Source organism: Bacillus sp. Nf3, assembly GCF_003028545.1.
Classification (GTDB): Bacteria; Bacillota; Bacilli; order Bacillales; family Bacillaceae; genus Bacillus; species Bacillus safensis.
The window spans coordinates 202045-227395 of the sequence record NZ_PYUA01000001.1; the positions used below are offsets into that span (position 1 = coordinate 202045).

Annotated in this window: 28 protein-coding genes; 18 read left to right on the forward strand and 10 right to left on the reverse strand. The window is 42.6% G+C overall.

From position 1 onward, the window contains the following. The first annotated feature begins 56 nt into the window (after positions 1-56). Positions 57-1238 (forward strand): class I SAM-dependent rRNA methyltransferase, encoded by a 1182-nt coding sequence (locus C9414_RS00965; RefSeq protein WP_107162868.1) that lies wholly within the window; start codon positions 57-59, stop codon positions 1236-1238. A 34-nt stretch (positions 1239-1272) separates the two neighbouring features. On the opposite strand, the gene C9414_RS00970 is transcribed toward C9414_RS00965, so the two are convergent. Together C9414_RS00970 and C9414_RS00975 are read right to left on the reverse strand one after the other, a co-directional pair. Beyond that, complete coding sequence (locus C9414_RS00970) at positions 1273-1953, reverse strand: CidB/LrgB family autolysis modulator (RefSeq protein WP_047203669.1); 681 nt, start codon at positions 1951-1953, stop codon at positions 1273-1275. Continuing rightward, positions 1947-2330, reverse strand: coding sequence for a CidA/LrgA family holin-like protein (locus C9414_RS00975; RefSeq protein ID WP_080967207.1), 384 nt, complete (start codon positions 2328-2330; stop codon positions 1947-1949). The genes C9414_RS00970 and C9414_RS00975 overlap by 7 nt, the downstream gene beginning before the upstream one ends. Before the next feature lie 165 nt (positions 2331-2495). Between C9414_RS00975 and cidR the strand changes: the two genes are divergently transcribed. From cidR to C9414_RS00995, 4 genes are all read left to right on the forward strand, one after another. Beyond that, the gene (gene cidR / locus C9414_RS00980) at positions 2496-3383 is read left to right on the forward strand and encodes a cidABC operon transcriptional activator CidR (RefSeq protein ID WP_039182411.1); all 888 of its coding nucleotides are present in this window, start codon (positions 2496-2498) and stop codon (positions 3381-3383) included. A 17-nt stretch (positions 3384-3400) separates the two neighbouring features. After that, positions 3401-4225 carry a hydroxyethylthiazole kinase gene (thiM, locus tag C9414_RS00985; protein ID WP_107162869.1) on the forward strand — a complete coding sequence of 275 codons (825 nt, stop codon included), beginning with the start codon at positions 3401-3403 and terminating at the stop codon, positions 4223-4225. Next, entirely contained in the window at positions 4212-4880 is a 669-nt protein-coding gene (thiE, locus tag C9414_RS00990; RefSeq protein ID WP_107162870.1) for a thiamine phosphate synthase, read from the forward strand. The genes thiM and thiE overlap by 14 nt, the downstream gene beginning before the upstream one ends. A gap of 133 nt (positions 4881-5013) precedes the next feature. Next, positions 5014-5388, forward strand: a complete 375-nt coding sequence (locus C9414_RS00995) for a nuclear transport factor 2 family protein (RefSeq protein ID WP_107162871.1) — start codon at positions 5014-5016, stop codon at positions 5386-5388. A gap of 25 nt (positions 5389-5413) precedes the next feature. Here the strand turns inward: C9414_RS00995 and C9414_RS01000 are convergent, their stop codons facing one another. The 6 genes from C9414_RS01000 to C9414_RS01025 form a co-directional block, all read right to left on the reverse strand. Beyond that, the gene (locus C9414_RS01000) at positions 5414-5752 is read right to left on the reverse strand and encodes a DUF4288 domain-containing protein (protein WP_047203664.1); all 339 of its coding nucleotides are present in this window, start codon (positions 5750-5752) and stop codon (positions 5414-5416) included. A 319-nt stretch (positions 5753-6071) separates the two neighbouring features. Then, complete coding sequence (locus C9414_RS01005) at positions 6072-7613, reverse strand: solute symporter family protein (RefSeq protein WP_107162872.1); 1542 nt, start codon at positions 7611-7613, stop codon at positions 6072-6074. Beyond that, the gene (locus C9414_RS01010; RefSeq protein WP_024423845.1) at positions 7610-7924 is read right to left on the reverse strand and encodes a DUF485 domain-containing protein; all 315 of its coding nucleotides are present in this window, start codon (positions 7922-7924) and stop codon (positions 7610-7612) included. The genes C9414_RS01005 and C9414_RS01010 overlap by 4 nt, the downstream gene beginning before the upstream one ends. Before the next feature lie 107 nt (positions 7925-8031). Then, a complete protein-coding gene (locus C9414_RS01015; RefSeq protein WP_107162873.1) occupies positions 8032-8700 on the reverse strand; it encodes a glycosyltransferase family protein in 669 nt (222 codons plus the stop codon). Then, positions 8693-9382 (reverse strand): class I SAM-dependent methyltransferase, encoded by a 690-nt coding sequence (locus C9414_RS01020; protein WP_107162874.1) that lies wholly within the window; start codon positions 9380-9382, stop codon positions 8693-8695. Before C9414_RS01020 ends, C9414_RS01015 begins: the two co-directional genes overlap by 8 nt. A 300-nt stretch (positions 9383-9682) precedes the next feature. Further along, complete coding sequence (locus C9414_RS01025; RefSeq protein WP_008345506.1) at positions 9683-9823, reverse strand: anti-repressor SinI family protein; 141 nt, start codon at positions 9821-9823, stop codon at positions 9683-9685. A gap of 408 nt (positions 9824-10231) precedes the next feature. Here C9414_RS01025 and C9414_RS01030 point away from each other — a divergent pair, with 408 nt between their 5' ends. Continuing rightward, positions 10232-10663, forward strand: a complete 432-nt coding sequence (locus C9414_RS01030; RefSeq protein WP_039182392.1) for a GtrA family protein — start codon at positions 10232-10234, stop codon at positions 10661-10663. A 26-nt stretch (positions 10664-10689) separates the two neighbouring features. After that, on the forward strand, positions 10690-10947 hold the full coding sequence (locus C9414_RS01035; RefSeq protein WP_047203661.1) for a hypothetical protein: 258 nt from the start codon (positions 10690-10692) through the stop codon (positions 10945-10947). A 34-nt stretch (positions 10948-10981) separates the two neighbouring features. Here the strand turns inward: C9414_RS01035 and C9414_RS01040 are convergent, their stop codons facing one another. After that, positions 10982-11827 carry an AraC family transcriptional regulator gene (locus C9414_RS01040; protein ID WP_007497828.1) on the reverse strand — a complete coding sequence of 282 codons (846 nt, stop codon included), beginning with the start codon at positions 11825-11827 and terminating at the stop codon, positions 10982-10984. 181 nt (positions 11828-12008) lie between these two features. On the opposite strand from C9414_RS01040, the gene C9414_RS01045 reads away from it, so the two are divergent. From C9414_RS01045 to qoxD, 8 genes are all read left to right on the forward strand, one after another. Then, positions 12009-13193 (forward strand): galactokinase, encoded by a 1185-nt coding sequence (locus C9414_RS01045; RefSeq protein ID WP_390272570.1) that lies wholly within the window; start codon positions 12009-12011, stop codon positions 13191-13193. Beyond that, complete coding sequence (gene galE, locus C9414_RS01050) at positions 13190-14182, forward strand: UDP-glucose 4-epimerase GalE (RefSeq protein WP_107162876.1); 993 nt, start codon at positions 13190-13192, stop codon at positions 14180-14182. The genes C9414_RS01045 and galE overlap by 4 nt, the downstream gene beginning before the upstream one ends. A gap of 35 nt (positions 14183-14217) precedes the next feature. Further along, on the forward strand, positions 14218-15729 hold the full coding sequence (gene galT / locus C9414_RS01055) for a UDP-glucose--hexose-1-phosphate uridylyltransferase (protein ID WP_107162877.1): 1512 nt from the start codon (positions 14218-14220) through the stop codon (positions 15727-15729). A 12-nt stretch (positions 15730-15741) separates the two neighbouring features. After that, a complete protein-coding gene (locus tag C9414_RS01060; protein ID WP_107162878.1) occupies positions 15742-16824 on the forward strand; it encodes a M24 family metallopeptidase in 1083 nt (360 codons plus the stop codon). A gap of 517 nt (positions 16825-17341) precedes the next feature. Next, entirely contained in the window at positions 17342-18298 is a 957-nt protein-coding gene (gene qoxA, locus C9414_RS01065) for a cytochrome aa3 quinol oxidase subunit II (protein ID WP_106025645.1), read from the forward strand. A gap of 27 nt (positions 18299-18325) precedes the next feature. Then, positions 18326-20284: a cytochrome aa3 quinol oxidase subunit I gene (gene qoxB / locus C9414_RS01070; protein ID WP_007497822.1), complete on the forward strand. Its 1959-nt coding sequence runs from the start codon at positions 18326-18328 to the stop codon at positions 20282-20284. Next, positions 20284-20901, forward strand: a complete 618-nt coding sequence (qoxC, locus tag C9414_RS01075; protein ID WP_039182371.1) for a cytochrome aa3 quinol oxidase subunit III — start codon at positions 20284-20286, stop codon at positions 20899-20901. The genes qoxB and qoxC overlap by 1 nt, the downstream gene beginning before the upstream one ends. Before the next feature lies 1 nt (position 20902). Continuing rightward, the gene (qoxD, locus tag C9414_RS01080; protein ID WP_007497818.1) at positions 20903-21283 is read left to right on the forward strand and encodes a cytochrome aa3 quinol oxidase subunit IV; all 381 of its coding nucleotides are present in this window, start codon (positions 20903-20905) and stop codon (positions 21281-21283) included. A 77-nt stretch (positions 21284-21360) separates the two neighbouring features. Here qoxD and C9414_RS01085 read toward each other — a convergent pair whose 3' ends face one another. Further along, positions 21361-21624 carry a spore morphogenesis/germination protein YwcE gene (locus C9414_RS01085; RefSeq protein ID WP_008345491.1) on the reverse strand — a complete coding sequence of 88 codons (264 nt, stop codon included), beginning with the start codon at positions 21622-21624 and terminating at the stop codon, positions 21361-21363. A 476-nt stretch (positions 21625-22100) separates the two neighbouring features. On the opposite strand from C9414_RS01085, the gene C9414_RS01090 reads away from it, so the two are divergent. The 3 genes from C9414_RS01090 (at position 22101) to C9414_RS01100 (ending at position 25230) form a co-directional block, all read left to right on the forward strand. Beyond that, positions 22101-23312 (forward strand): FtsW/RodA/SpoVE family cell cycle protein, encoded by a 1212-nt coding sequence (locus tag C9414_RS01090; RefSeq protein ID WP_047203655.1) that lies wholly within the window; start codon positions 22101-22103, stop codon positions 23310-23312. A gap of 110 nt (positions 23313-23422) precedes the next feature. Next, on the forward strand, positions 23423-24172 hold the full coding sequence (nfsA, locus tag C9414_RS01095; RefSeq protein WP_107162879.1) for an oxygen-insensitive NADPH nitroreductase: 750 nt from the start codon (positions 23423-23425) through the stop codon (positions 24170-24172). A gap of 53 nt (positions 24173-24225) precedes the next feature. Further along, complete coding sequence (locus tag C9414_RS01100) at positions 24226-25230, forward strand: LLM class flavin-dependent oxidoreductase (RefSeq protein WP_224929803.1); 1005 nt, start codon at positions 24226-24228, stop codon at positions 25228-25230. The last annotated feature ends 121 nt before the right edge of the window (positions 25231-25351 follow it).

Genomic DNA, 25351 nt, shown 5'->3' on the forward strand with positions numbered 1-25351 from the left:
CGTATACATTCATATGGTAGGATAGAGAGAGTCAATTTAGGATAAGGATGACACAAATGAAAAAAATCTCATTAAAACAAACATTTGCGGAACAAGTGAAAAAGGGATATCCGCTCATTTCCAAAGATGCAGTATCGAATGTGAACGGTTTACGGGAAGGCGAGCTCATTGAATGGGTGGATGAGCGGGGCGCTTTTTTAGGAAAAGGGTATTATGGTGTGCAAAACAAAGGAATTGGCTGGGTACTAACCTTTGATGCAAACGAAAAAATAGATCAAGCTTTTTTTGTCTCTAGGCTTGAGCAGGCAGCAAAAAGCAGAACGCATTTATTTCGTGATGCACAGACGACTGCTTTTCGTGTGTTCAACGGAGAAGGTGATGGTATTGGCGGCGTCACGATTGATCATTATGACGGATTCTACCTCATCCAATGGTATAGCGAAGGAGTCTATACATTAAAGGCAGAAGTATTGGCTGCACTTGAGCACGTCTATCCAGACTATAAAGGTATTTATGAGAAGAAACGATTTGATACGTCTGGACAGTATATTGAAGATGATGATTTTGTGAAGGGAGAGAAAGGTGAATTTCCTCTCATCGTGAAAGAAAACGACATGAACGTAGCAGTTTACTTAAATGATGGTGCGATGACGGGCATTTTCCTTGATCAGCGTCATGTGAGAAAAGCGATTCGAGATCGTTATGCAAAGGGAAAGACTGTGCTCAATACGTTTTCCTACACAGGCGCTTTCTCAGTAGCAGCTGCGCTTGGTGGAGCGAGCCGTACGACAAGTGTGGATGTTGCAAACCGTAGCTTGAAAAAAACATCTGAGCAGTTTGAAGTCAATGATATTGATGTGGACGGGCAGGATATCAAAGTCATGGATGTCTTTAAATATTTTCCGTTTGCAGCGAAAAAAGGCTGGACCTATGATCTCGTCATTTTAGATCCGCCTTCCTTTGCACGAACGAAAAAGCACACATTCAGTGCGGCGAAGGATTATAAGAAGCTATTAAAAGAAGCCATCCAAATCACAGCTGAGAACGGCGTTATTGTGGCATCAACGAATAGCAGTGCATTTGGCATGAAGAAGTTCAAAGGATTTATTGCGCAGGCCTTTAAAGAATCAGGGAAAACCTATCGGATTCTTGAAGAATATACACTTCCTGAGGATTTTCGTACAACGAAGAATTATCCCGAAGGAAACTATTTAAAGGTTGTCTTCATACAAGCATAAGAAAAAGCCATTTCCGATAAGGAATGGCTTTTTTCTATAAGGCAAACGACATGAGGAGCGGCGCTGCACATAATGTAATAATGGCTGAAATAATCATCGATACACTTGAGATCGTCCCTGAGACGGAGCTCATTTCAAAGGCTTTCGATGTTCCTGCACCGTGTGCACCTGTTCCAAGCAGGACGCCCATGGCAATGTCATTATCGATGCGGAAGTAACGGATCACCATTGGACCGATAATCGATCCAAACAGTGCGGTTAAAATGACGAAGACAGCCGTAACGGACGGCATGCCGCCGATCATTTCTGACACACTCATTGCTACAGGTGTTGTGACCGATCTTGGGACAAGGCTCTCAATAAGGCCTGTGTCCAGATGAAATAACTTGGCGATAAATGCCGTTGATAAAATCGCAATGATAGAGCCGCAAGCCACATTCAAAAGAATTTCCACTGCATGCTTCTTCAGGATATGAAAATACTTATATAAAGGAATGGCAAAAGCAACAGTCGCAGGCTGCAGCATATTCGTGAGCCATTTCCCGCCTTGATTGTAAGCATCGTAAGGAATGTTGACGATTAACAGCAAGACGACAAGAACAAGCGGAGTGACAAGTAATGGTGAGACATAAACCTTCGGATGCCGTTTGTACACCGCTTTTGATCCGAGATATAAAAGAACTGTTAAGATCAGAAATAGTCCGCCAACTAACATAGCTTTTTTCGCTCCTTTCGTTTCGCAATCATTTGCGTCATGATACCAGTTGAGAGCATAACCACAAACGTACTAATTAAGACGACAAGGACAATACTTGTGCCAGATTGAGAAAGCAGTTTTCCATAATCAATGACACCAACTGCTGATGGAATAAAGAAAAGCAGCAGTTCTCCGAGCAGCCATACGGCGCCAAGTTCTATCCATTTTAATTGAATGATCTTAAAATGAAGTAATAAGAAAATGACAAGAATGCCTAAGATCGTGCCCGGGATTCTTAAATGCAAAAAGGCCGCCAGCACATTCATGAATTTCGCAAAAATAAACAAGACCATAATCTGAAGGGCAGCAATCAGCGGCTTTTTGAGCAATTTCACTTTCTGTTCACTCCTTTTTCTATATAAATTGTTCACTATTTCACAAAAACATGACAACGTTCCAATTGATGAGCTTACTTTAAAGTGTACAGCACGTTTAGTTATAGGTAAAATACATATATCGAATAGTAATTATTCCTTTTGTCTATAGGAAGGATGAAGCATGTGGACATTAGACATTTAACATATTTCTTAGAAGTGGCAAGATTAAAGAGCTTCACGAAAGCATCGCAGTCCCTTTACGTATCACAGCCGACCATTTCCAAGATGGTCAAAAACTTGGAGGATGAGCTGGGGGTGCAGTTGTTTTACCGAAATGGACGGCAGGTTGAAATGACAGATGCCGGCCAAACCATGTATACACAGGCGAGTGAAATCACGCAGTCATTTCAGAATTTAACGAGCGAATTAAATGATTTAATGAATGTGAAAAAAGGGCATATCCGAATCGGACTGCCCCCGATGATTGGGTCAAGTTTCTTCCCGAATGTCATGGGAGAATTCCGCCAGCAATATCCAGATGTCACATTTCAATTGGTCGAGCACGGCTCCATTAAAGTAGAGGAAGGGGTCGAGGATGGGTCGTTAGATATTGGTGTCATTGTTCTGCCTGCAAATGATAAAATTTTTCATACGTACACCATTATTAAAGAGAACATGAAGCTCGTGACGCATCCATCCCATCCGATGGCCGGTCGTGAGGAGGTACATTTAGCTGATTTAAGGGAAGAGTCGTTTATTTTCTTTAGAGAAGATTTTGTTCTGCACAGCCGGATTTTAAATGAATGTATGAATGCGGGATTCCGGCCAAATGTCATTTATGAAACGTCTCAGTGGGATTTCATTAGTGAAATGGTAGCTGAAAACTTAGGGATTGGACTTCTGCCAGAACGAATCTGCCGTGATCTTGATCCTGAAAAAGTAAAGGTCATTTCCCTAAACCCATCAATCCCGTGGCATTTAGGTGTCATTTGGCGAAAAGACCGCTATTTGTCGTTTGCGGCAAGAGAATGGTTAAAGCATACGAAATCTTACGTGTGGGATGCAGAGTAAAAGGGAGGATGATACAGATGAAGACAAGCCGCGCGTCTCATTTATTGGAGAAGGTTCGAGAGGAAAATCCACTCGTTCATAATATCACGAATCAAGTCGTGACGAATTTCACAGCGAATGGACTGCTTGCTTTAGGTGCTTCGCCAGTCATGGCAAACGCCAAAGAAGAAGTAGCTGAAATGGCGCAATTAGCGGATGCACTTGTTCTTAATATTGGCACACTGACCAAGGAGACGGTGGAAGCCATGATTCTCGCTGGACAAGCCGCCAATGAAAAAGGTGTACCTGTTTTGTTAGATCCTGTCGGCGTCGGTGCGACAACGTTTCGAGCGAATGCAGCTAAACAGCTGTTAGAGAATGTGAAAATGACCGTGGTCAGAGGAAATGCTGCTGAGGTGGCTCATTTACTTGGAGTGGATGGCTGGGAATCAAAAGGCGTTGATGCGAAAGCGGCGAATGGAGATGTATTGGCATTAGCCAAACAAGCGTCCGTTGTACTTCAGACAATAGTGGTGATCACAGGAAAAGTCGATGTGGTGTCAGATGGAAATGAGGTACTGTCCATTCATAATGGACATGAATGGCTCACCAAGGTGACGGGAACCGGCTGCTTGCTGACATCTATCATAGGAGCATTTTGTGCAGCAGGTGAAAGGCCGCTTCATGCGTCGGCCGCTGCATTGCTGTTTTATGGTGTGGCAGCTGAAAAGGCAGCTCTGCACACAAAGGATAAAGGACCGGGGACCTTTCAAATGGAATTGTTAAACGCACTAGAACACACAACCGGCGATGATGTTCTGACACTAGGGAAATTAGGGGGAGTTTCACATGACAAAGGCTGATCAAGAGCAAATCAAACAGCAATTATCGGTTTATTTTATTATGGGAACAGCAAATTCAACGAGACAGCCGCTTGATGTTGTGAACGAGGCCATTCAAGGCGGAATCACCATGTTTCAATTTCGTGAAAAGGGTGAAAAAGTCTTGCAGGGTGAAGAGAAGAAACAATTGGCTCGTCAAATTCAAGCGCTTTGCCAAGAAGCAAATGTTCCTTTTATTGTGAATGATGATGTACAGCTAGCGATTGATCTAGATGCAGATGGCGTTCATGTTGGACAGGAAGACACAAACGCAAAACACGTCAGACAAAGGATCGGTAATAAAATATTAGGCGTGTCGACGCATAACCTAGATGAAGTGAAACAAGCCATGAAAGACGGAGCAGATTATGTCGGGATGGGCCCAGTCTATCCAACGGAAACGAAAAAGGATACACGCAGTGTCCAGGGGGTGTCTTTGATTACTGAAGTCCGCCGTCATGGCCTTCAAATTCCGATTGTGGGTATCGGAGGGATCACATACGACAACGCTGCACCAGTCATACAAGCGGGGGCAGATGGCATTAGCATCATTAGCGCCATTAGCCAGAGCACCGATCCAAAAAAAGCAGCAGAAAAGCTGAAATCACTTGTTGAAGCAGAAAAAGCATCTCTTTGATCTGAGGGAGACATGGATTGAATCAATTCATGTCTTTTCTTATGTCGGGGAAAATAGACAGGAGAGAAACAAATGTGTACAATTATATAGTTCGATTGTTTTCGAAATGACAGGTAAATAAAGGAGAATGAACATGGAAGTGCTCGATACATATTTTCGCCGATACGATGAAGCAGGAAAAGGGCAGGAGCAGCTGGATGAATTGCTGGCATTGTTTTCTGACGATGTCATGATTGTCTTAAATGGCGCCCAGAAGCCTGGAATCCAAGCATTCACACAATTTTTGAACACATTTTTCCACGTACATGATGACATTAAGCATATGTGGGATGGATGGGTTAAAAGAGAAGATGGGAAGTATGAAACAAACTGGGCCGTGTGCGGAAAGCTTTCTGATGGCCGTGTCTATACAGCAGAAGGAATTGATATCGCAGAGCTGGACGACCAAGGGAAGATCGTTTATTTAGAAAACGTTCCGAAAAACCCAGAGTTATTCCAGCGCTATTAAAAAGCCGGCTGAGCAGCCGGCTTTTTTATTTGTCTAAAGCATAGGCCTCGATGGCTTCTTGAACAGATGTTTCTTCATCAAAAATAAGGTGGCGGCTGTACACTTCACTCAAGTGTAGTGATTTTTGCTCTAAGTGATCTACAAGCTCAAAAATATCTAGAATGGCTGCTAATTTTATGTTAGTTTGGCCACCTTCTGCATTATCATAGGTTTCCTCTGGGAAGGCTTGTTTGACTATTTTCTTCACTTGACGTTGGTTCTTAGCTTTTACCAAGACGATTCGTTCTTCAAAGATTTTATCGGGTATACTGCTTGGTGATGAGATGGATTCGAATAATAATTTTGCGGAATAAATCCTTTGCATACGTCATCCTACTTCTTTCTTATCGTTTTAAATAATTTCCAGTATGTGTATAACATGATAACATAGGAATGACATCTTGCAGGAAATACATAACGATAAATAGATTCATTACGGGGAGGGATAGGAATGAAGGGTGTGGTTGATAACATAGGGGAAGTTCATGAAATTCTGTTAATCATCATTACATGCTGCTCTCTCATCACGTTAAGAAGGGTTGCCAGGTTAGAGAAGTATAAAAATAAGTTGAAAAGCCAATTTATACCTTACTGAGACTTGAACAGAAGAACACAAAAAAGCCGGCTGAGCAGCCGGCTTTTCCTTATGAATCAGTATCCATATGCATGCCTGTATGTGCCTTTACTTGAATTTCCGTAAAGGTGTCTTCATCTGCTTTTTCAGACGAGAATATCGTGCCTAAGTATGCGGCAAGGAATCCGAGTGGAATCGAGATAATCCCAGGGTTCGACAGCGGGATGAGCGGCTCTCCTGTGAAGATGGCTGCTCCTGATGGGTCCCAGACGCTTGGGCTGAGCGAGACGATAATCAGTGCGCTTAGAAGGCCTGTTAAGCTTCCGGCGATAGCACCCGTAGAGTTAAATCGTTTCCAAAAAACAGTGAAGATAATTAAAGGTAAATTCGCACTCGCTGCGACTGCGAAGGCAAGAGACACAAGAAAAGCGACGTTTAAGGACTGGGCAAATAATGCAAGAATGATAGAGAGGATCGCCACGCCGATTGAAGCAAAGCGTGCCGCCTTCACTTGCTCCCGCTCACTCGCTTTTCCTTTGCGGATAATCTGACTATAAAAGTCATGGGCAAAAGCTGACGCGGCGGATAAAACAAGACCAGTCACCACTGCCAATATGGTCGCAAAGGCGATAGCGGAAACAAAGGCAAATAATAAATCTCCTCCAAGGGCTTGTGCCAGAAGAGGTGCGGCCATATTTCCGGCTGCATCTGCTGCTGTGATCGCTTCTGTTCCAACAAAGGCAGCAGCACCAAAGCCAAGGAAAACCGTCATTAAATAAAAAATCCCGATGATCCAAGTAGCAGAAAGAACCGATTTTCGCGCAGAAATCGCATCCTTTACTGTATAAAAACGAATCAAAATGTGCGGCAGACCTGCTGTCCCAAGCACTAAGGCGAGGTTAAGAGACAAGGTTTCTAAAGGCACATCATATTTATTTCCCGGGTGAAGAAACGATTCACCAAGCGGGGTTACAGTTTTCATCTGTTCAAACATCTTTAGCAGACTAAAATCAAACTTTGCAAACACAAGCAGAGAAATAATGAGCGTCCCAAGCATGAGAAGCACAGCCTTTGTGATCTGTACCCAGCTGGTCGCAATCATGCCGCCAAACACGACATAAATGGTCATCAGGACACCCACGATCAGCACTGCGATCCAGTAATCAATGCCAAGAAGCAGCTTGATTAACGCACCTGCTCCAACAAGCTGTGCAATCATATAAAAAGTGGAGACTGTAATGGTATTAAAGGCGGCAACCCCTCGAATGGCAGGGCGCTTAAATCGTGCAGCGATCATGTCTGCCATCGTATATTTCCCTAGATTTCGTAGCGGTTCAGCCACAACGTAAAGAACGACAAGGTACGCTACTAGAAAACCAATGCTATAGAAAAAGCCGTCAAATCCGTTTAACGCGATCATTCCAGCAATTCCTAAAAAGGATGCAGCAGACATATAGTCGCCAGCAATGGCAAGGCCGTTTTGAAACCCGGTCAAACCTCCGCCTGCTGTGTAAAAATCACTCGCATTGCTTGTTTTTTTTGCAGCAAAATATGTGATGACCAATGTGAGACCTACGATCGCTACGAACAAAATAAAAGCGGTCATGCTCATTCGTCATCACCTCTTGATTCAGTTTTTAAAGCGCTTACATAATTGTCGAACTTAGCCGCTTTTTTTGCATAAAGTCCACATAAAACCCAGGTCATGACAAATTGTGTGAGGGCGAATAACCAAGCCCATGAGATCGCGCCAATTGCCGGCGTGTTCAAAAAGGTGAAGTAGGATGTAGCAACCGGAAGTGAAAAGTAAAAGAGAAAAAAGAAAATCGTCATCGGTACGATAAATCTGCGTTTTTCCTCAAGAAGTTTTCGAAAATCCTCTGAAGCGGCAACCTTCTTATAATGAACTTTTTTGTCTGCCATTGTTTCCTCCTTTGTACGAATTAGGGACAAGGTACTCCAATGCATATGAGACGATCTGGCTGTTTATGACAGTATATCATAAAAAAGGCACCCGAAAAGGGTGCTTTCTATCGATAATTTGCAAGAAATTGTTCTCTCGCTTTTTCATACGCTTCTGCGTCAAAATGATCTCCGCATTTATGAATACACCAAGGCTCTTCTTGTTTTGCAATCCCAACTTCATAGCCCTGCTGAGTGAATTCAAAGGACTGCGAGACATCATAAAAATGAAAGCCATCAAAGAGGTCCTCACGCCACCTCACATCGTATTGTGTTGCCATGAATAGACCATCAATAGCCGCAGCTTTGATATAATCTTGCACTTCGGGCTGCTGACGGTCTTTTTCAAACGAAAGCAGCTGATAGGTGTCGTGGCGATATTCAATGACTTTACCCCTGCAATCAGCACTCTCCCACCAAATTCCATTGTCAGGCACGCTTTCTGCTCCAATCACGCCCACCAGGCCAAGTGATGGATTTTGTAAAAAAAGGGGGATGAGCTCGAGCAGCATATGCTGTTTGACAATCAAGGTATCCTGATGAAGGTAGATTTTAAACTGAGCTGGATGAGTGATGGCTTCATTATAGGCAGAGGTCATACTTGATGCCTGTCTGATTGGTAAGACCTCCACATGGTATCCATGAGGAGCCGGAAGAGAAGCGAGCTGCCGGAAGCAAGCCTGAAACATCGATTCATCATTTACACATAAAACAAACAGGATGGTCGGATTACTCATGAAATGGAACCGCCTCGACCACATATTGATAGGCTGTAGCAGCCTCGTGAAAATCAGAACGAATGCCGTGTTTCATGAGTAATTCATGTAGGTCATTCAACACGCCTGCATAGGAAGGATGCTGTACGCGAATAGCCTCGAATTCGCGAATGCGAAAACCCGCTGAATGAAAGAGTGCATGTATTTCGTGAAGCGTGAAGAAGCGTAAATGGGTTTGATCCATTAACCCTGCATCTGTATAAGTAAATCTGCCGGCTAGTAATTCTAAAACCGTTGAAATGTGGCTGATATTTGGAATAGATGACAGGATGGCACCCTCTTTTTTAAGGAAGGGTTTCACCTTTTTTAAAACGGCCCAAGGGTCCAATAAGTGCTCGAGGACATCTCCGAAAATAATGCAGTCAAATTGTTCATGTTCATAAGGGAGAGCCATCTGTTCAATATTTCCGCAGAGAACATGATCCAGCTCTTGCTCAGCCTCTTTTGCTGCGTCTTCAAATGACTCAATGCCATAGATGGTTCGGCCCTTTTGTTTCAGGACTTTTCCAAGCTTGCCTGTGCCGCATCCGATATCCAACAAAGACGTCCATTCCGCGCGAATACGACTGACGATGACCGGGTTTACCCCATGATAATACTGATCCTTTTTTTGGTGATAATACGAAAGGGAATCTGAACTCACGCTCTACCCACCTTTCTGCTTTCTCATTGTTTTCATGGTTAATATATGGGTGGGCAGCTTGGTTTTATAACGAGAGAAGGACAATTTTCATGAATGCAACTAAAAAGGGATCATATAGAGAACGGGAAGTGGACTGTCCTCCTAATATAGAAAGACAGAACCCCATTGAGTGAAGGGATTGGTATGGAGAGGTGTTCAATTATTGTAGCGTATCGTCATGAAAGGATTTTCAAAAGGTCAATTGACAGGTCAGAACTTTTAGCCAAAGCAGTCTGAAAGACAAAGGATAACGGCGTTGATTTACGGTTTGTTTATCATCTTCTGATCACCGTTGGATGTTAAAAAAGCTTGTATTTCTTCGATGCCTAGTCCAATTTTTTTCGCTTCCTGAATCAAATAAACCCACTCTTCGTCAACTCTTCTTTTCACTTGCGTATCCATAATATCCTCCAGTTCAATAAGACATATTCACTGCAACCAATGACTTGAACAAACCGTCTAGTAACTGTACGTGTGGTTGAAAACAGCACAAAATAAATTTTTGTCGAAAAATGATGACATTTAACCTATTTTGTAAAATCTATCACCTACCACGTTCCTAAAAAAATGACTAAAAAACCCATAAATATTGAAATCTTACTTCTAATAATAAACAATTGTAAAGTCAGTTGAAAGATTATAAATTAAAATAATGAAAAAGACCTAAAACATTTGACTCATATAAACCGATTGTGTTGACATTTGCCATCGAGTAGAACAAATTTCATCTTTACAGGACGTACATATTGTTCGTTTGGGAAGTTCTTCTTAAGATGGTATTCTAAAAGAAACAGAAACCACCAAGAAGGAATGAAGAAAGACATGTATAGCCTTTTTCAAAAGTATCGAGAAGTTGTCATGTATCTTGTGATGGGTGTGTGTACAACCATTGTCAATATCGTCAGCTTCTATTTATTCGTTGAGATGTTTTCCATGGATTACAAAACAGCTACGGTTGTTTCATGGGTATTTGCTGTTCTCTTTGCTTATATCACCAATAAGAAGTATGTCTTCAAGCAAAAGGCTCGTGACACAAAAAGCCTCATGCGTGAACTTTCTTCATTTTTTAGTGTTCGTCTCATGTCTCTAGGTGTAGATCTGGGGCTGATGATTTTATTTGTGAGCCAAATGGCGCTCAATGAAACCGTCGCAAAAATTCTCGTCAACTTTGTGATTGTGGTGGTCAATTATGTCGCCAGTAAATGGTTCGTCTTCAAGAAAACAAAAGAAGATGCGATTTAACACATAAAAAAGATAGGTGATGTGAAATGAGCAGCAGGCCAGACGACTTATATGATGTCATATATCAACAAGCAGAAAAGCAGCATGAACAAGTGCTGAGGCTAGTCAAAGAAATGACCGCACATCCAGAAGCGTTTTCGGAACAAGAAAAGGAAAAGATCAACCGAATGGACATTGCGCTTCAAACGGCAACGGACATTTTAGAAAACTTAATGACCCCTGATACGCAAATGACCATTGTTTTAAGACAAGGGAGAATTCATGTTGACCTGTCAAAAGCGTAAAAGAAGCAGCCAATGATAAAGCGGCTGCTTTTTATTATGCATCGCTTGTTTCCCGTAGTTGCTTTGGAGACATGCCAATTTTCTTTCGAAAGACTTTATTCAAGTAATTCGCATTTCGGTAGCCGCACTGTATGGCAATTTCTTCAATCGAGTATTTCGTTGTTTTTAGTAATGTTTCCGCCTTCTCTAACCGGATATTGGTTAAGTAGTGAATAGGTGTGAAGCCAGTGGCCTTTTTGAATTCCCTCGTAAAATGACTTTTGGATAAACGTGCCGCAGCTGCCATATCGTCTGGGCCAATTTCCTCGTGAAAATGATGGCTGGCAAACAAGGCCGCTTGAACGATAGGCTCAGGCCATTTCTCCATTTGTCCCTCAAGCTTTGGCAAATATGAATACAGTTCCATGACAAATTGATAAGCAAGGCTAGACCCCTCAAATGGATTGGTAATCCGTCTTTCACTGGCTTCATCATAAATTTTCTTCAGCAGGCGGATCGGTTTGGAATTAGGATGAAAACGCATGACCTGCTTTCCTTGATCTATAAATTGGTCAAAGCAAAGATCGCAGGCTTCCCCATAAAGCGTCAAATAGAGAAATTCCCAATGCTCACTGTCTTCTGGAAAATAATATTGATAGGCACTTGGGCTTTTCACAAGAAAGGCCTGCCCTGGCAAGACTTTGAACCGCTTCTGTCCGATTTCAATCATGCCGTGTCCAGACAGTGTGAGCTGAAAGATGCACTTGCCCTGATCCTTCCGCTCCACGCCATTCCAGCTGTATAAAGAAGATGATTGAACCTCCCAGCCAACAGACCATATTTGTGCCGGCAATGTAACATCAGAATGGTGAAAACGAAATGCAAATGCTTCCTTCTTCAAATTGGAAAACCTCCTTCACAGCAAAAAACAACCTTTTTCTATTTTGAATCATGGTACACCTCATATCACATCGTACCATTCACAGCAAAAAAAGGGTATTTTTTAACGATTTTTTTACCATTGAACTTACGCAGTTCAGGCAACTAAAATAAGAGTATCAGAAGAGAAAAGGGGAATGGATATGATCGATATGTTACGCACGGCATTTCACCAGCAATTTGGGGATAGAGAAGAAGAACTTCGCTATTTTTTTGCCCCGGGAAGAGTGAACCTGATTGGTGAACATACAGATTACAATGGAGGTCATGTATTTCCTTGTGCGCTCACTCTCGGTACATATGCAGCATGTGCCAAGCGGTCAGATGGCCGCGTGAGAATGTATTCCTTGAACTTTGATGGCGATGGTGTGAAAGAATTCGACCTTTTTGAAATCGCTTACTTGGAGTCAGACGGCTGGGCGAATTATCCGAAGGGCGTGTTCCATCAGTTTATCGAAGCAGGGATGAAGATAGAAGAAGGATTTGACATAGTATACGGCGGAAATATTCCCAATGGCGCAGGGCTGTCTTCCTCTGCCTCCATCGAACTTGTCACCGCTGTCTTTATCAATGAATGGCATTCATTCGGCGTTTCAAATGCCCGTCTTGCCCTCCTTTCGCAGCGTGCAGAAAATGAATTTATTGGCGTCAATTGCGGCATTATGGATCAGTTTTCAATCGCTCTTGGAAAAGAAGATCACGCCATCTTGCTCAATTGCGATACCCTTGATTTTGAATACAGTCCGTTTCGGCAAGAGGGGCTGGCGCTTGTCATTGCCAATACAAACAAAAAGCGGACACTGGCAGACTCCAAATACAATGAACGTCGGTCAGAGTGTCAATCCGCTTTAAACGATTTGCGAAAAGAAATCGATCTTGCCCACTTATGTGAGCTCACGGCTGATGAATTTGCCGATCATGCCCACTTGATTCAGGATGAAACATGCCGCAAACGTGCAAGGCACGTGGTGACAGAAAATGAGCGGACGATGAGAGCGATAAATTTTTTGAAAGATGATAAAATTGAAAAGCTAGGCGCCCTCATGAAGGCATCTCATCTTTCTTTAAAGAATGATTATGAAGTGACTGGATTTGAACTGGATACTCTGGCAGAAGCCGCTTGGCTCCATCCTGGAACGATTGGCTCCCGTATGACGGGCGCGGGTTTTGGCGGCTGCACGATCAGTATTGTGAAAGAAAAGCAGCTGGCATCGTTTATAGAAGAAACGGGTACGATTTATCAAGAGAAGACAGGTATTGAAGCCTCTTTTTACATAGCTGGAATTGGAGGCGGCGCAAGAGAACTCACGAAGGAGGAAGTGTTATGACGATTTTAGTATGCGGAGGAGCAGGGTACATTGGCAGTCATGCTGTAGCGGCTCTTTTAGCGAAAGGTGAACAAGTAGTAGTAGTGGATAATTTGCAGACAGGCCACAAAGAAGCTGTTTTGGAGGGAGCTGTTTTAGAAGAGGGAGATTTACGAGATCAAGATTTTTTAAGACAGGTTTTCAAAACGCATCAAATAGAAGCGGTTATGCACTTTGCCGCAGATTCACTTGTAGGTGAGAGTGTAACAAACCCGCTAAAGTACTATGACAACAATGTTGGGGGAGCAACAGCTTTACTTCAGGTGATGAATGAATTTGATGTGAAACACATCGTTTTCTCTTCAACCGCAGCTGCGTATGGTGAACCAAAGCGTGTGCCGATCGTTGAAACGGATGAGACGAACCCAACCAATCCTTATGGAGAAACAAAACTTGCGATTGAAAAAATGCTGCAGTGGTCTGAGCAGGCATATGGAATGAAATACGTCGTGCTTCGCTACTTTAATGTAGCTGGCGCTCATACAGAAGGACTTGTCGGAGAGGATCATCAGCCTGAGACACACCTCATTCCGATCATTCTGCAAGTGGCTTTAGGAAAACGAGATCAGATCATGATTTATGGTGATGATTATGAGACAGAGGACGGCACGTGTATTAGAGATTACATTCATGTCATGGATTTAGTAGAGGCGCACATCTTAGCAGTTGATCGTCTGCGTGCTGGAAAAGAAAGTGCAACATATAACTTAGGGAATGGCACAGGTTTCTCCGTGAAGCAGGTAGTAGATGCTGTAAGAAACGTCACGGGGCATGCGATTCCAGCACAGGTGGCTGACAGACGCGCGGGAGATCCAGCAAAGCTGATTGCTTCTTCTGAAAAAGCGCTGCAAGAATTAGGGTGGGCACCTCAATATGCTGATCTTCACACCATTATTCAAAGTGCGTGGGATTGGTTTCAGAAGCATCCAGACGGTTACCAGAGTAAATAACGCGTAACAGGCAGGCAAGAGAGGGGACAGAGAGAATGGCGGTAGATATTTTTGGAAAACTGGAACAGCTGATTCAATACGGAGTCAATCAAGAGCTGATTACACCACTAGATATCGATTATACGAGAAATCGGCTGCTTGAGGTGCTTGGGCTGGATGAAGCTGAGGCAAGAACAGTCTCAGGGGATGCGGAACTTGAAGACATCTTAATGCCAATGCTGGATTGGGCAGTAGAGACTGGCCTTATCCCTGAGGGGACGGATACGTATCGCGATTTACTAGATTCGAAAATCATGGGATGCTTGGTGGCGCCTCCAAGTGTCATCTACGCGAAGTTTGAAGAGAAACGCCAGCATGAAGGGCCAGAGGCGGCTACAAGCTGGTTCTATGAAATGCAGCAGCACGCACACTATATTCATACTGGCAGAATCGCCAAAAATGTGCAGTGGTTTACACCAACAGATGATGGCGAGCTGGAGATCACAATTAATCTATCGAAGCCGGAAAAGGACCCAAAAGCAATCGCTGAAGCCAAAAAACTTAGTCAAAAGCAATATCCTCTTTGTCTCCTTTGTAAAGAAAACGTTGGGTTTGGGGGACGGATCAACCATCCAGCGAGACAGAATCACCGGATTATTCCTATGACACTCACAGATGAATCTTGGTTTCTACAATTTTCACCTTATGTGTACTACAACGAGCACTGCATTGTGTTCAAAGGCGAACATGAGCCGATGAGTATCACCAAAAAGACCTTTGAACGATTGCTTTCTTTCATATATATATACCCGCATTATTTCATCGGATCGAACGCCGACCTTCCGATTGTAGGGGGAAGTATATTAAGTCATGACCATTTTCAGGGCGGTGCGCATGAATTTCCTATGGCGAAAGCGAAACTTGAAGATGTTTTTTCTCTGAGTGCCTTTCCGAATGTGAGGGCCGGGATTGTGAAATGGCCGATGTCTGTGATCCGCCTTCGAAGCAGCGATAGGCAGACGCTTGCAGACGCCGCAGACTTTATCTTAAACGAGTGGAAAATGTATTCAGATGAAGAAGTGGAGCTGCTAGCTCATACAGGAGAGACGCCGCATAATACCATTACTCCAATTGCACGCCGCCATGGAGATGACTATGAATTAGATCTAGTGCTGCGTAATAATCGTACAAACAAGCAGCACCCGGACGGAATTTTCCACCCACACGAAGAAGTCCATCATATTAAAAAAGAGAATATCGGATTAATTGAAGTGATGGGTCTTGCAGTTCTTCCTGGTAGATTAGCAGAGGAATTAAGCCAATTAAAAGAAGCGCTGTTATCCCAAAACCCCCTTCAAGAAATCAAAGCTCGTCCTACTATCACGAAACACGAAGCATGGGCAAAGCGTCTGCTTGAAGAGAACACCTTTACAGAGGAGAATACAGAAGCCATTTTACAAAAAGAAGTCGGCATGATTTTTTCTCGAATTCTCTCACAGGCGGGTGTGTTTAAAAGAACCGAGCAAGGGAAAACAGCTTTTAAACGTTTCATTCATACACTCATATAGGCAGGTGATTAGATGATTGAACAAGTAAGAACAATAATGGAAGAAAAACAGCTCGACGGTGTCTTAATTCAAAAGCGAAATAACTTCTCCTGGCTGACAGGAGGAAGAAGAAATCACATTGTGTTAAATACACCAGAGGGCGTGTGCAAGCTGCTTGTGTTAAAAGACGACATCGTCCTCATTGTGAATCAAATGGAAGAAAAGCGGATCATTGAAGAAGAGATGGCGTATATCGATCACCCATTTCAAGTGGCGACGATGGATTGGTTTGAGGATGATACGGCACACATTCAAACACTCACAAAAGACAAACGAATCGGGTCAGACATTCAAATGGATGGATTCGAATGGGTTGAGCCGGATTTGTCGCAAGTTCGATCCATTCTTTCTGCATCACAGCTCCGCCAATATGAAACGCTTTGTCATGAAACAGCGGTCATTGTAGAGAGTGTCTGTAAAGAAATCGTTCCAGGACAGACGGAGCACGAAATCGCTTCTTTAGCGGCTCAAAAAGCGATCGCGCAGGGAATGACGATTGAAGTGCTGCTTGTAGCAACAGATGACCGGATTCATCAATACCGTCATCCAATTCCAACAGACAAAAAACTTCAAAAGCATGCGCTTGTTGTCCTTTGCGCTGAACGGCATGGACTCGTGGCGAATGTCACAAGGTCTGTTTACTTCGGTCAGCTTCCACAGGAGCTTGAAGAGAACAAAGAGCGGCTTGCACGAATTGACACGGTCATGAATGCCGCTACGCGCCCCGGTAAGACTTTGGGAGACGTGTTGAAAGCAGGTATCGCTCAGTATGAAAAAGAAGGCTTCCCTGATAGCTGGAAAAAGCTTCATCAAGGAGGAAAAACGGGCTTTATATCTAGAGAAATTATCGCAGTGCCTTCATCGGAGGAAGAAATTCAGCTGCAGCAAGTGTTTACATGGAACCCTTCATTGCCTGGATTGAAATCAGAGGATACGATGGTCGTAGAGAAAGAGGGGAACCGCTTTTTAACCTATACAGGCAAGTGGACATACATTGACGTTGAACATGAAGGGGACATCTATAGGCGCCCTGATATTTTAGTAAGAGATGAATAATTGCAGAATGCCGGCGCTAAGCCGGTTTTTTGCTGGAAGTCATTAAGTGGGATTCCACATATTCAACATGATTACCAATTCTTACAGCGTATAGTCAGAGGATCGATACTTTCTTTTCTTATCAACTTGCGTTAAAATAAGTAAGGTTTTTGTTAAATGTGGGGATACCTATTTTGAAATTGTTTACCTAGATAAAATTTCATTAAGTTAAATTGAAATTTGACCAAACTTTTTTATTGTGGTAAACCTAAATTTGACAAAGTTCTTGATTGTTTGTCCTTTGCCTTCAACTCTCAACTTTTCAAAATCCTAGAAATTTATTGTGTGTGCAATAATATAAATTTATGTCGAATTTATGACATTTTAAAAGAAATCTGTTGAAAAATAAATGAACTTTTGAAAAAAGGGAAGCTAACTCTAACAGATTTTGATAGCATTACAAAGGGAAGAAAAGTTTTCGAAGGCAGATGGCTTTTCACAATTATTCAGCAATTTATACATTATCTAAGGAAGGATGGTGATCTTCTTGTTCAGAGCCATTAAACCTATGCTTTTATTAGCGATGCTCGTGAGTGTTTTTGTATTAGGAGGTTGCAGCAATATCGCTGTTTTAGATCCTAAAGGACCAGTCGCAGCACAACAAAAAGACTTAATCCTTTTATCTATCGGATTTATGCTCTTTATCGTTGGTGCGGTATTTGTAATGTTTACCATCATTTTGGTTAAATACCGTGAGCGTAAGGACGTTGGAAACGCCTCTTATAACCCAGAAATACACGGGAACACGCTTCTAGAAGTTGTCTGGACAGTGATCCCAATATTAATCGTTGCTGCCCTTTCAGTTCCAACTGTAAAAACAATTTACTCTTTGGAAGAGGCACCTCAAGCAACAAGCCATAAAGATCCTCTTGTCGTTTATGCGACAGCTGTTGATTGGAAATGGATCTTTAGCTATCCAGAGGAAAATATTGAGACAGTGAACTACTTAAACATTCCAAAAGATCAGCCGGTTTTATTCAAAATCACTTCCGCTGATACAATGGCATCACTATGGATTCCTCAGCTAGGCGGGGAGAAGTATGCGATGGCTGGAATGGAGATGGAACAATACCTTCAAGCTGATCAAGTTGGCACATATCAAGGAAGAAACGCCAACTTCACAGGCGAGGGCTTTGCTCAGCAAAAATTCAAAGTCAATGCGATGACGCAGTCTGACTATGATAAATGGGTAAATAAAACAAAGAAAGAAGCACCAAAGTTAACGAAGAAAACGTATGACTACTTGATGCTTCCTGATGCTGCAGATGTGCAGACATTCTCATCAACACATTTATCCTTTGCGAAGCACGGAGAGGATTCTGAATATGCACTCCAAGCACGCAAACGTTTAGGTTACCAAGCAGTTTCTCCGCATTCCAAGACAGATCCTTTCGAGAATGTGAAGAACTATAAAAGAAAATTAGAAACAGAATAAACTGACTAAGGAAAGGAGGAGGCCGTTATGCATTTAAAATGGGATGAGTTTTTTGTAACTGGAGACCCATTAATTCTTGGTGCGCAAATTTCTATCGCTCTTACCTCCATTGCCATCGTGTTTGTTTTAACCTACTTTAAAAAGTGGAAATGGCTCTGGAAAGAATGGCTGACATCAGTTGATCATAAAAAGCTTGGAATCATGTATATCCTTGCTGCTGTGATTATGTTCTTCCGCGGTGGGGTAGACGGACTGATGATGCGCGCGCAGCTGGCGCTTCCTAATAATACGTTTTTAGATTCAAACCACTATAATGAAATCTTTACAACGCATGGTACGATCATGATTCTATTCATGGCGATGCCATTTTTAATTGGTTTAATCAACGTCGTTGTTCCTCTTCAAATTGGTGCACGTGACGTTGCATTCCCTTATTTGAACAACCTTAGCTTCTGGACATTCATGGTCGGAGCAATGCTGTTCAACATTTCCTTCGTTATTGGAGGATCACCAAGTGCAGGCTGGACGAGTTACATGCCGCTCGCCGGAAATGATTTCTCACCAGGACCTGGACAGAACTACTACTTGCTCGGGCTCCAAATTGCAGGTATTGGTACACTTATGACAGGTATTAACTTCATGGTGACCATCTTAAAAATGCGTACAAAAGGTATGACACTTATGCGTATGCCAATGTTTACATGGACAACATTGATTACGTCTGTCATCATCGTTTTTGCATTCCCTGTACTAACAGTTGCTTTAGCACTTATGACATTTGATCGTTTATTCGGTTCTGCATTCTTTACACTCGAAGCAGGCGGTATGCCGATGCTTTGGGCGAACCTATTCTGGATTTGGGGACATCCTGAGGTATATATTGTTATCCTGCCGGCTTTCGGTATTTTCTCAGAAATTTTTGCGACGTTCTCAAGAAAGCAGTTGTTTGGTTACAAAGCGATGGTTGTCTCGATTGTGGCAATCTCTGTTCTTAGTTTCCTTGTGTGGGTTCACCACTTCTTTACAATGGGGAACAGTGCAGCGGTTAACTCATTCTTCTCGATTACAACAATGGCGATTTCTGTACCAACAGGTGTGAAAATCTTTAACTGGCTCTTTACGATGTATCGAGGCCGTATCAGCTTTACATCACCAATGCTTTGGGCACTTGGTTTCATCCCGAACTTCGTAATCGGTGGTGTAACTGGGGTTATGCTTGCGATGGCAGCTGCGGATTACCAGTACCATAACACGTACTTCCTTGTATCCCACTTCCACTATGTATTAATCGCAGGTACTGTATTTGCTTGTTTTGCTGGTCTTGTTTTCTGGTATCCAAAAATGTTTGGTTACAAGTTAAACGAAAGAATCGGCAAATGGTTCTTCTGGGTATTCATGATCGGATTTAACATCTGTTTCTTCCCGCAGTACTTCTTAGGACTGCAAGGAATGCCAAGACGTATTTATACGTATGGACCAGAAGATGGCTGGACTGCACTAAACTTTATTTCAACAATTGGTGCATTTATGATGGGTATCGGATTCATCATCCTTTGCTACAACATTTACTACAGCTGGAGACACGCAAAACGTGAAGTGTCTGGAGACAGCTGGGGAGAAGGACGTACACTTGACTGGGCGACATCTTCTGCAATTCCGCCGCATTATAACTTTGCAGCACTTCCAGAAGTGACAACACCAGATGCATTCCATCATTGGAAGCAAAACAATGTAGACGTTCATCCTGAAAAAGAATTTAAGAAAATTCACATGCCGCACAATTCAGGCAGACCGTTGATCATGTCTGCATTCTTTGGACTTGGTGCATTCGGTCTTGTATTTGAATGGTACTGGATTGGCGTTATTGGCTTAATCGGTGTATTCGCAACGATGATTTTACGTTCATTCGAATATGACGATGGCTACTATATTCCTGTTGAAGAAGTAATCGAAACAGAGAAAAAGAATAAGGAGGCGCAGAAGTAATGGGACATAATGATAGCAGCTATGCAAATGCACCGCTTGAATATCGCTCTGAAACCGGACGTTTAAACATCCTTGGTTTCTGGATATTCCTTGGCGCGGAAATCGTGTTATTCTCAACACTTTTTGCGACCTACTTTGTTCTACATGGCAGAACAGCTGGTGGCGTTTTACCAGCTGAGCTGTTTGATATGAAACTTGTATTGATCATGACATTCCTGTTATTGGTTAGTTCATTTACATGCGGGATTGCCGTTCATGAAATGCGTCGTGGAAGTACAAAAGGGGTTGTCATCTGGACGATTCTCACACTGCTTCTAGGTGCAGGCTTCGTTGGATTTGAGATTTTTGAGTTCTTCCATTATGTACATGAGGGTGCGAGCATCCATACAAGTGCGTACTGGTCTGCATTCTTTGTACTCTTAGGAACTCACGGACTACACGTATCGATCGGTATCTTCTGGATTACCGGAATCTTGTTCCAAATTAAAAAACGTGGATTAACTCCACAAACAGCAGCGAAGATTTTCATCTCAAGTCTATACTGGCATTTCCTTGATGTTGTATGGATTTTCATCTTCACAGCTGTTTACTTGATCGGATTAGGGGGGCTTTTGTGATATGGCTGGAAAAACACATTCCTCAGCAGAGCACGAACACTTCCCTTGGAAACACGTAGTTGGCTTCATTCTATCCATTGTGCTGACAATTTTAGCATTCTGGATTGCCATTGGAGCTGAAATTGGCAGTTCCGCAAAACTATGGATTATCTTTGGTTTTGCGTTCATTCAAGCATTCTTGCAGCTGTTCATGTTTATGCACATGACAGAGAGCGAGAACGGAACTGTTCAAGTCGGAAATACTTTGTTTGGTCTGTTCTGTGCGATTATCTTCGTCATCGGATCTGTTTGGATCTTTGCGGCTCACTACAGCCACGGAGAGAACAGTAAAGACGGTTATTCACCGTCTGCACCAAAGCAGTCTGAGCATTCAGAGAAATAATAAAAAAACCACTCATCTCTTGAAGGTGAGTGGTTTTTATCATGATAGTGATAACGCTTCCAATAGTTGGGCGATATCTATCTGCTGCTGAATCTTTTGCGAATGAATGGAAGTCCGTAGATGAGGAACGCTGCAATGTGAGCCAAAATCACGTTAATGGCAAAGAATGCGATCATGAAGGTATGTCCTGCTGGAGATAAACTGCTTGTCATGTAAAGACCGAAGAAAATCCACATAATCATAATGGGTGGAATAGATGCTAATGCAATCTTTCTGTTTTCCAGCCATAAAAACAGGGGTGTAGCCGTTGCAATACATAGGTACGCAAAGAACATATCCATCGTATCCAACTCCTTTGTAAGTTGATGTTCAAATCAAATGAGAGGTCAGGATGCAATTGTGTCTGTTTTTAGGAGATATTGTGAACATTTTGTTACAAATATTATACCACAATTGACTTTGAAGTAAACGTAATAATTGGAAAATGGGCCTTATTCCATACAAAATGGTTTTAATCCTCATTCCTCAGTGCAGCTTATCTCATCTGATGTTTACTTGTCATATCGCCACATAGGTCATTGAATTTTCCCTTTAAAATCTGTAAAATAAACTTTTTAAAGGACTTGAGATCGGTTGAATGAAAAGTGTATAGAGGAATTTTTTCCTATTGTTAGGATGAAAAGTATTTCATTTTTTGAAAATTGAATGGAACCTTTCGGATGTATCTTCCGTCATATTTAAGGTGAGTTGATTTTGTGAAAATTTCAATCTAATATAAATAAGGGCTTTTATGTTTTGTAATAAGGGTGGTTAGTTCATGAACAAGCAGAATACATCTCCTTACTATCAAGGAGATTTGATTTTTATATTTTTAGCCTTCTTTGCCATCAGTGTCATTGCGATTTATGCTGCGGGTCAATTTGGGCAGTATGGATCTAATGCATGGACGAGGCAGATCATATACTATATGGTCGGAGTTATATGTATTGTAGCCATAAATTATTTTGATTTGGAGCAATTAGAGAAGCTAAGTCTCTATATTTTTATAGGTGGCATACTGCTGTTACTTCTTCTGAAAGTTGCTCCTGCAAAAATTGGAAGTCATGATTTTGCTCCAATTAAAAATGGTGCAAAAAGCTGGTTTGTGATACCAGGGGTTGGAACACTTCAGCCCTCAGAGTTCATGAAAATTGGTTTGATTATGATGCTCGCATCTGTCATCGGAAAGTCTACACCTAGAGGAAAACGGACATTAGAAGATGATATCTTTCTACTATTAAAAATTGCTGGGGTGTCAGCTGTACCAGTTGGACTGATTTTCTTGCAGGATGCAGGGACTGCGGCTGTTTGTATGTTTATTGTTGTGGTGATGGTATTTTTATCAGGGGTCAATTGGAAACTCATTTCTCTTATCGGCTCAGTGGTTGTGTTTTTAGTTGCTTCTGTTTTAGCTGTGATCATCTTATTCCCTGATTTTGCGAAAACAATTGGCATTCAGCAGTACCAGATAAACCGGATTACCGCCTGGCTGCCTGATAGTTCTTCGACAGCCAACCAAGCACAGACACAGGATGCATCTGGATCTGATAAATATCAAGTGGAACAGGCGATTATGGCCATTGGTGCAGGGCAGATTTTTGGGAATGGCATTAAAAACTTAAAGGTCTATGTTCCTGAAGCACAAACGGATATGATTTTCTCCATTATAGGTGAAGCCTTTGGCTTTATTGGCTGTGCGTTTGTTGTGATCATGTTCTTCTTCTTGATCTACCGGCTGGTCGTACTGATTGACCGAATACATCCTTATAGCCGATTTGCGTCATTCTTCTGCGTCGGATATACAGCCTTGATTGTGATCCATACGTTCCAGAATATTGGAATGAACATAGGCGTGATGCCTGTAACCGGGATTCCACTCTTATTTATCAGTTTTGGAGGAAGCTCTGTCTTGTCCGTTCTGATTGGTTTCGGAATTGCCTATAATGCAAGTGTTCAATTAACGAAATATCAAAGTTATTTATTTAAATAAAACGGGTAAGGGCAGTCTAAGTATAGGCTGTCTTTTTTATTGCGAGTTTTAAATTTTGAAAAGCCCTATGTCTTTGCCTTATGATAGAAGAAGTGAAGGAGGTCTTCGAGTTGAACAAGACGATAGAAACCATATTAAATCATCGATCCATCCGTTCGTTTACAGACGAGCGTTTGACAGAAGAAGAGGTACTGACACTGATCAAAAGTGCACAGGCTGCTTCAACATCAAGCTACGTACAGGCGTATAGTATTATTGGTGTAACAGATCAGGAGAAGAAGGCCAAGCTTGCTGAACTGGCTGGGAATCAGCCTTACGTTGAGAAGAATGGGCATTTCTTTGTCTTCTGTGCAGACTTGAAACGCCATGATTATATTGCAAAAAAAGCAGGGAAGAATCATCAGGAGGCGCTTGAGAATACAGAAGCCTTTCTCATTAGCGTCATTGATGCGGCATTGGCTGCACAAAATGTCAGTGTTGCCGCAGAATCAATGGGACTTGGAATCTGCTATATTGGCGGACTGCGTAATCAGCTGAGAGAAGTCTCTGAAGTGCTTGAAACGCCATCTTATGTGCTGCCGTTATTCGGTCTAGCTGTTGGGCATCCAGCTAATCAGTCGTCTCAAAAGGAACGACTGCCAGTTGAACTCATATATCATGAAAATTCATATCAGCAAGATGAAGCGCATGTGGATCGTTATTTAAAAGAATACGACGATCGTATTTCCGCATATTATGAAACACGAACAAACGGTGAGAGAAAAGATACTTGGTCTGAGCAGATGCTGCGAGGCTTTAGCCAGCCAAAGCGTGCCTTCCTTGGAGAATTTGTGAAAGAGAAGGGCTTTAATCGAAAATAAATAAGACAACCCCCTTTCCATTAAGAGAGGGGGATTTCTGTAAGAGGTGCAGCATGATGAAATTAAGTATACTGGATCAATCTCCTTTGATAGGAGGTGCTACGCCTGCTGAGGCTTTGAAGCAGACGGTTGAACTGGCGAAGCAGGCGGAAAAGTGGGGTTATCACCGTTTTTGGGTATCAGAGCATCATTTTTCAAATCGGCTTGCAGGATCGAGTCCAGAGGTGCTTCTCGGCCATTTATCAGCCGTTACGTCGCATATACGCATTGGCTCGGGCGGCGTCATGCTTCCCCACTATAGCGCCTATAAAGTAGCAGAGAACTTCAGGGTTCTCGAAGCGCTGGCTCCTGGGAGAATTGATCTTGGGATTGGACGTGCCCCTGGCGGTATGCCCATTTCATCTATTGCCCTTCATCATGGGGAGCGAAAGCGTTTAGGTGATCAATATCCTGAGCAAGTAGAAGAATTGAAGGTGTATTTACACGATCTAGCGGATGAATTTTACCCGCTGCCTCATTTGACTGCTTCTCCGAAGGTAGAGACCGCGCCAGAAGTTTGGATGCTCGGTTCCTCTGGAGGGAGTGCAAGGCTTGCGGCGAAAGCAGGTGCAGGCTACACGTTTGCTCTTTTTATTAATGGTGAAGGCGGAGAAGATTCTGTAGAGCAATATATCAATCGGTTTGAACCTTCAGTATTCGGTGATCAGCCGCGTGTCAGTCTGGCAGTCTTTGTTTTATGTGCTGAAACAGAGGAGCAGGCAGAAAAACTGGCTGTCAGCTTAGATTTATCTTTACTTGCCAATGAACAGGGGCTGAATCTTGATGGTTTTCCTTCATATGAAGAGGCACAGGCGTATTCCTATAGTCCATATGAACAAAAACGAGTGGCTGCCAATCGTCAAAGGATGGTCATTGGAACACCAGTTTCTGTGAAAAAGCAGCTGACCACACTTGCGAAGGCTTATCGAACAGATGAATTGATTGCTGTGACCATCACACATCACATGCAAGACCGGCTCACATCGTATCGTTTATTAAAAGAAGCCTTTGATGCATAACGTATGTATATTTAACGTTCACGCAGCCAGTAAAAGGGGAAAAGGAGCATCATAGTGAGGAAGAAGGCGGCTGACACCAGCAGGCTGAGTGGGTAGATAAAGGAAGCATAAACAGTCAGTT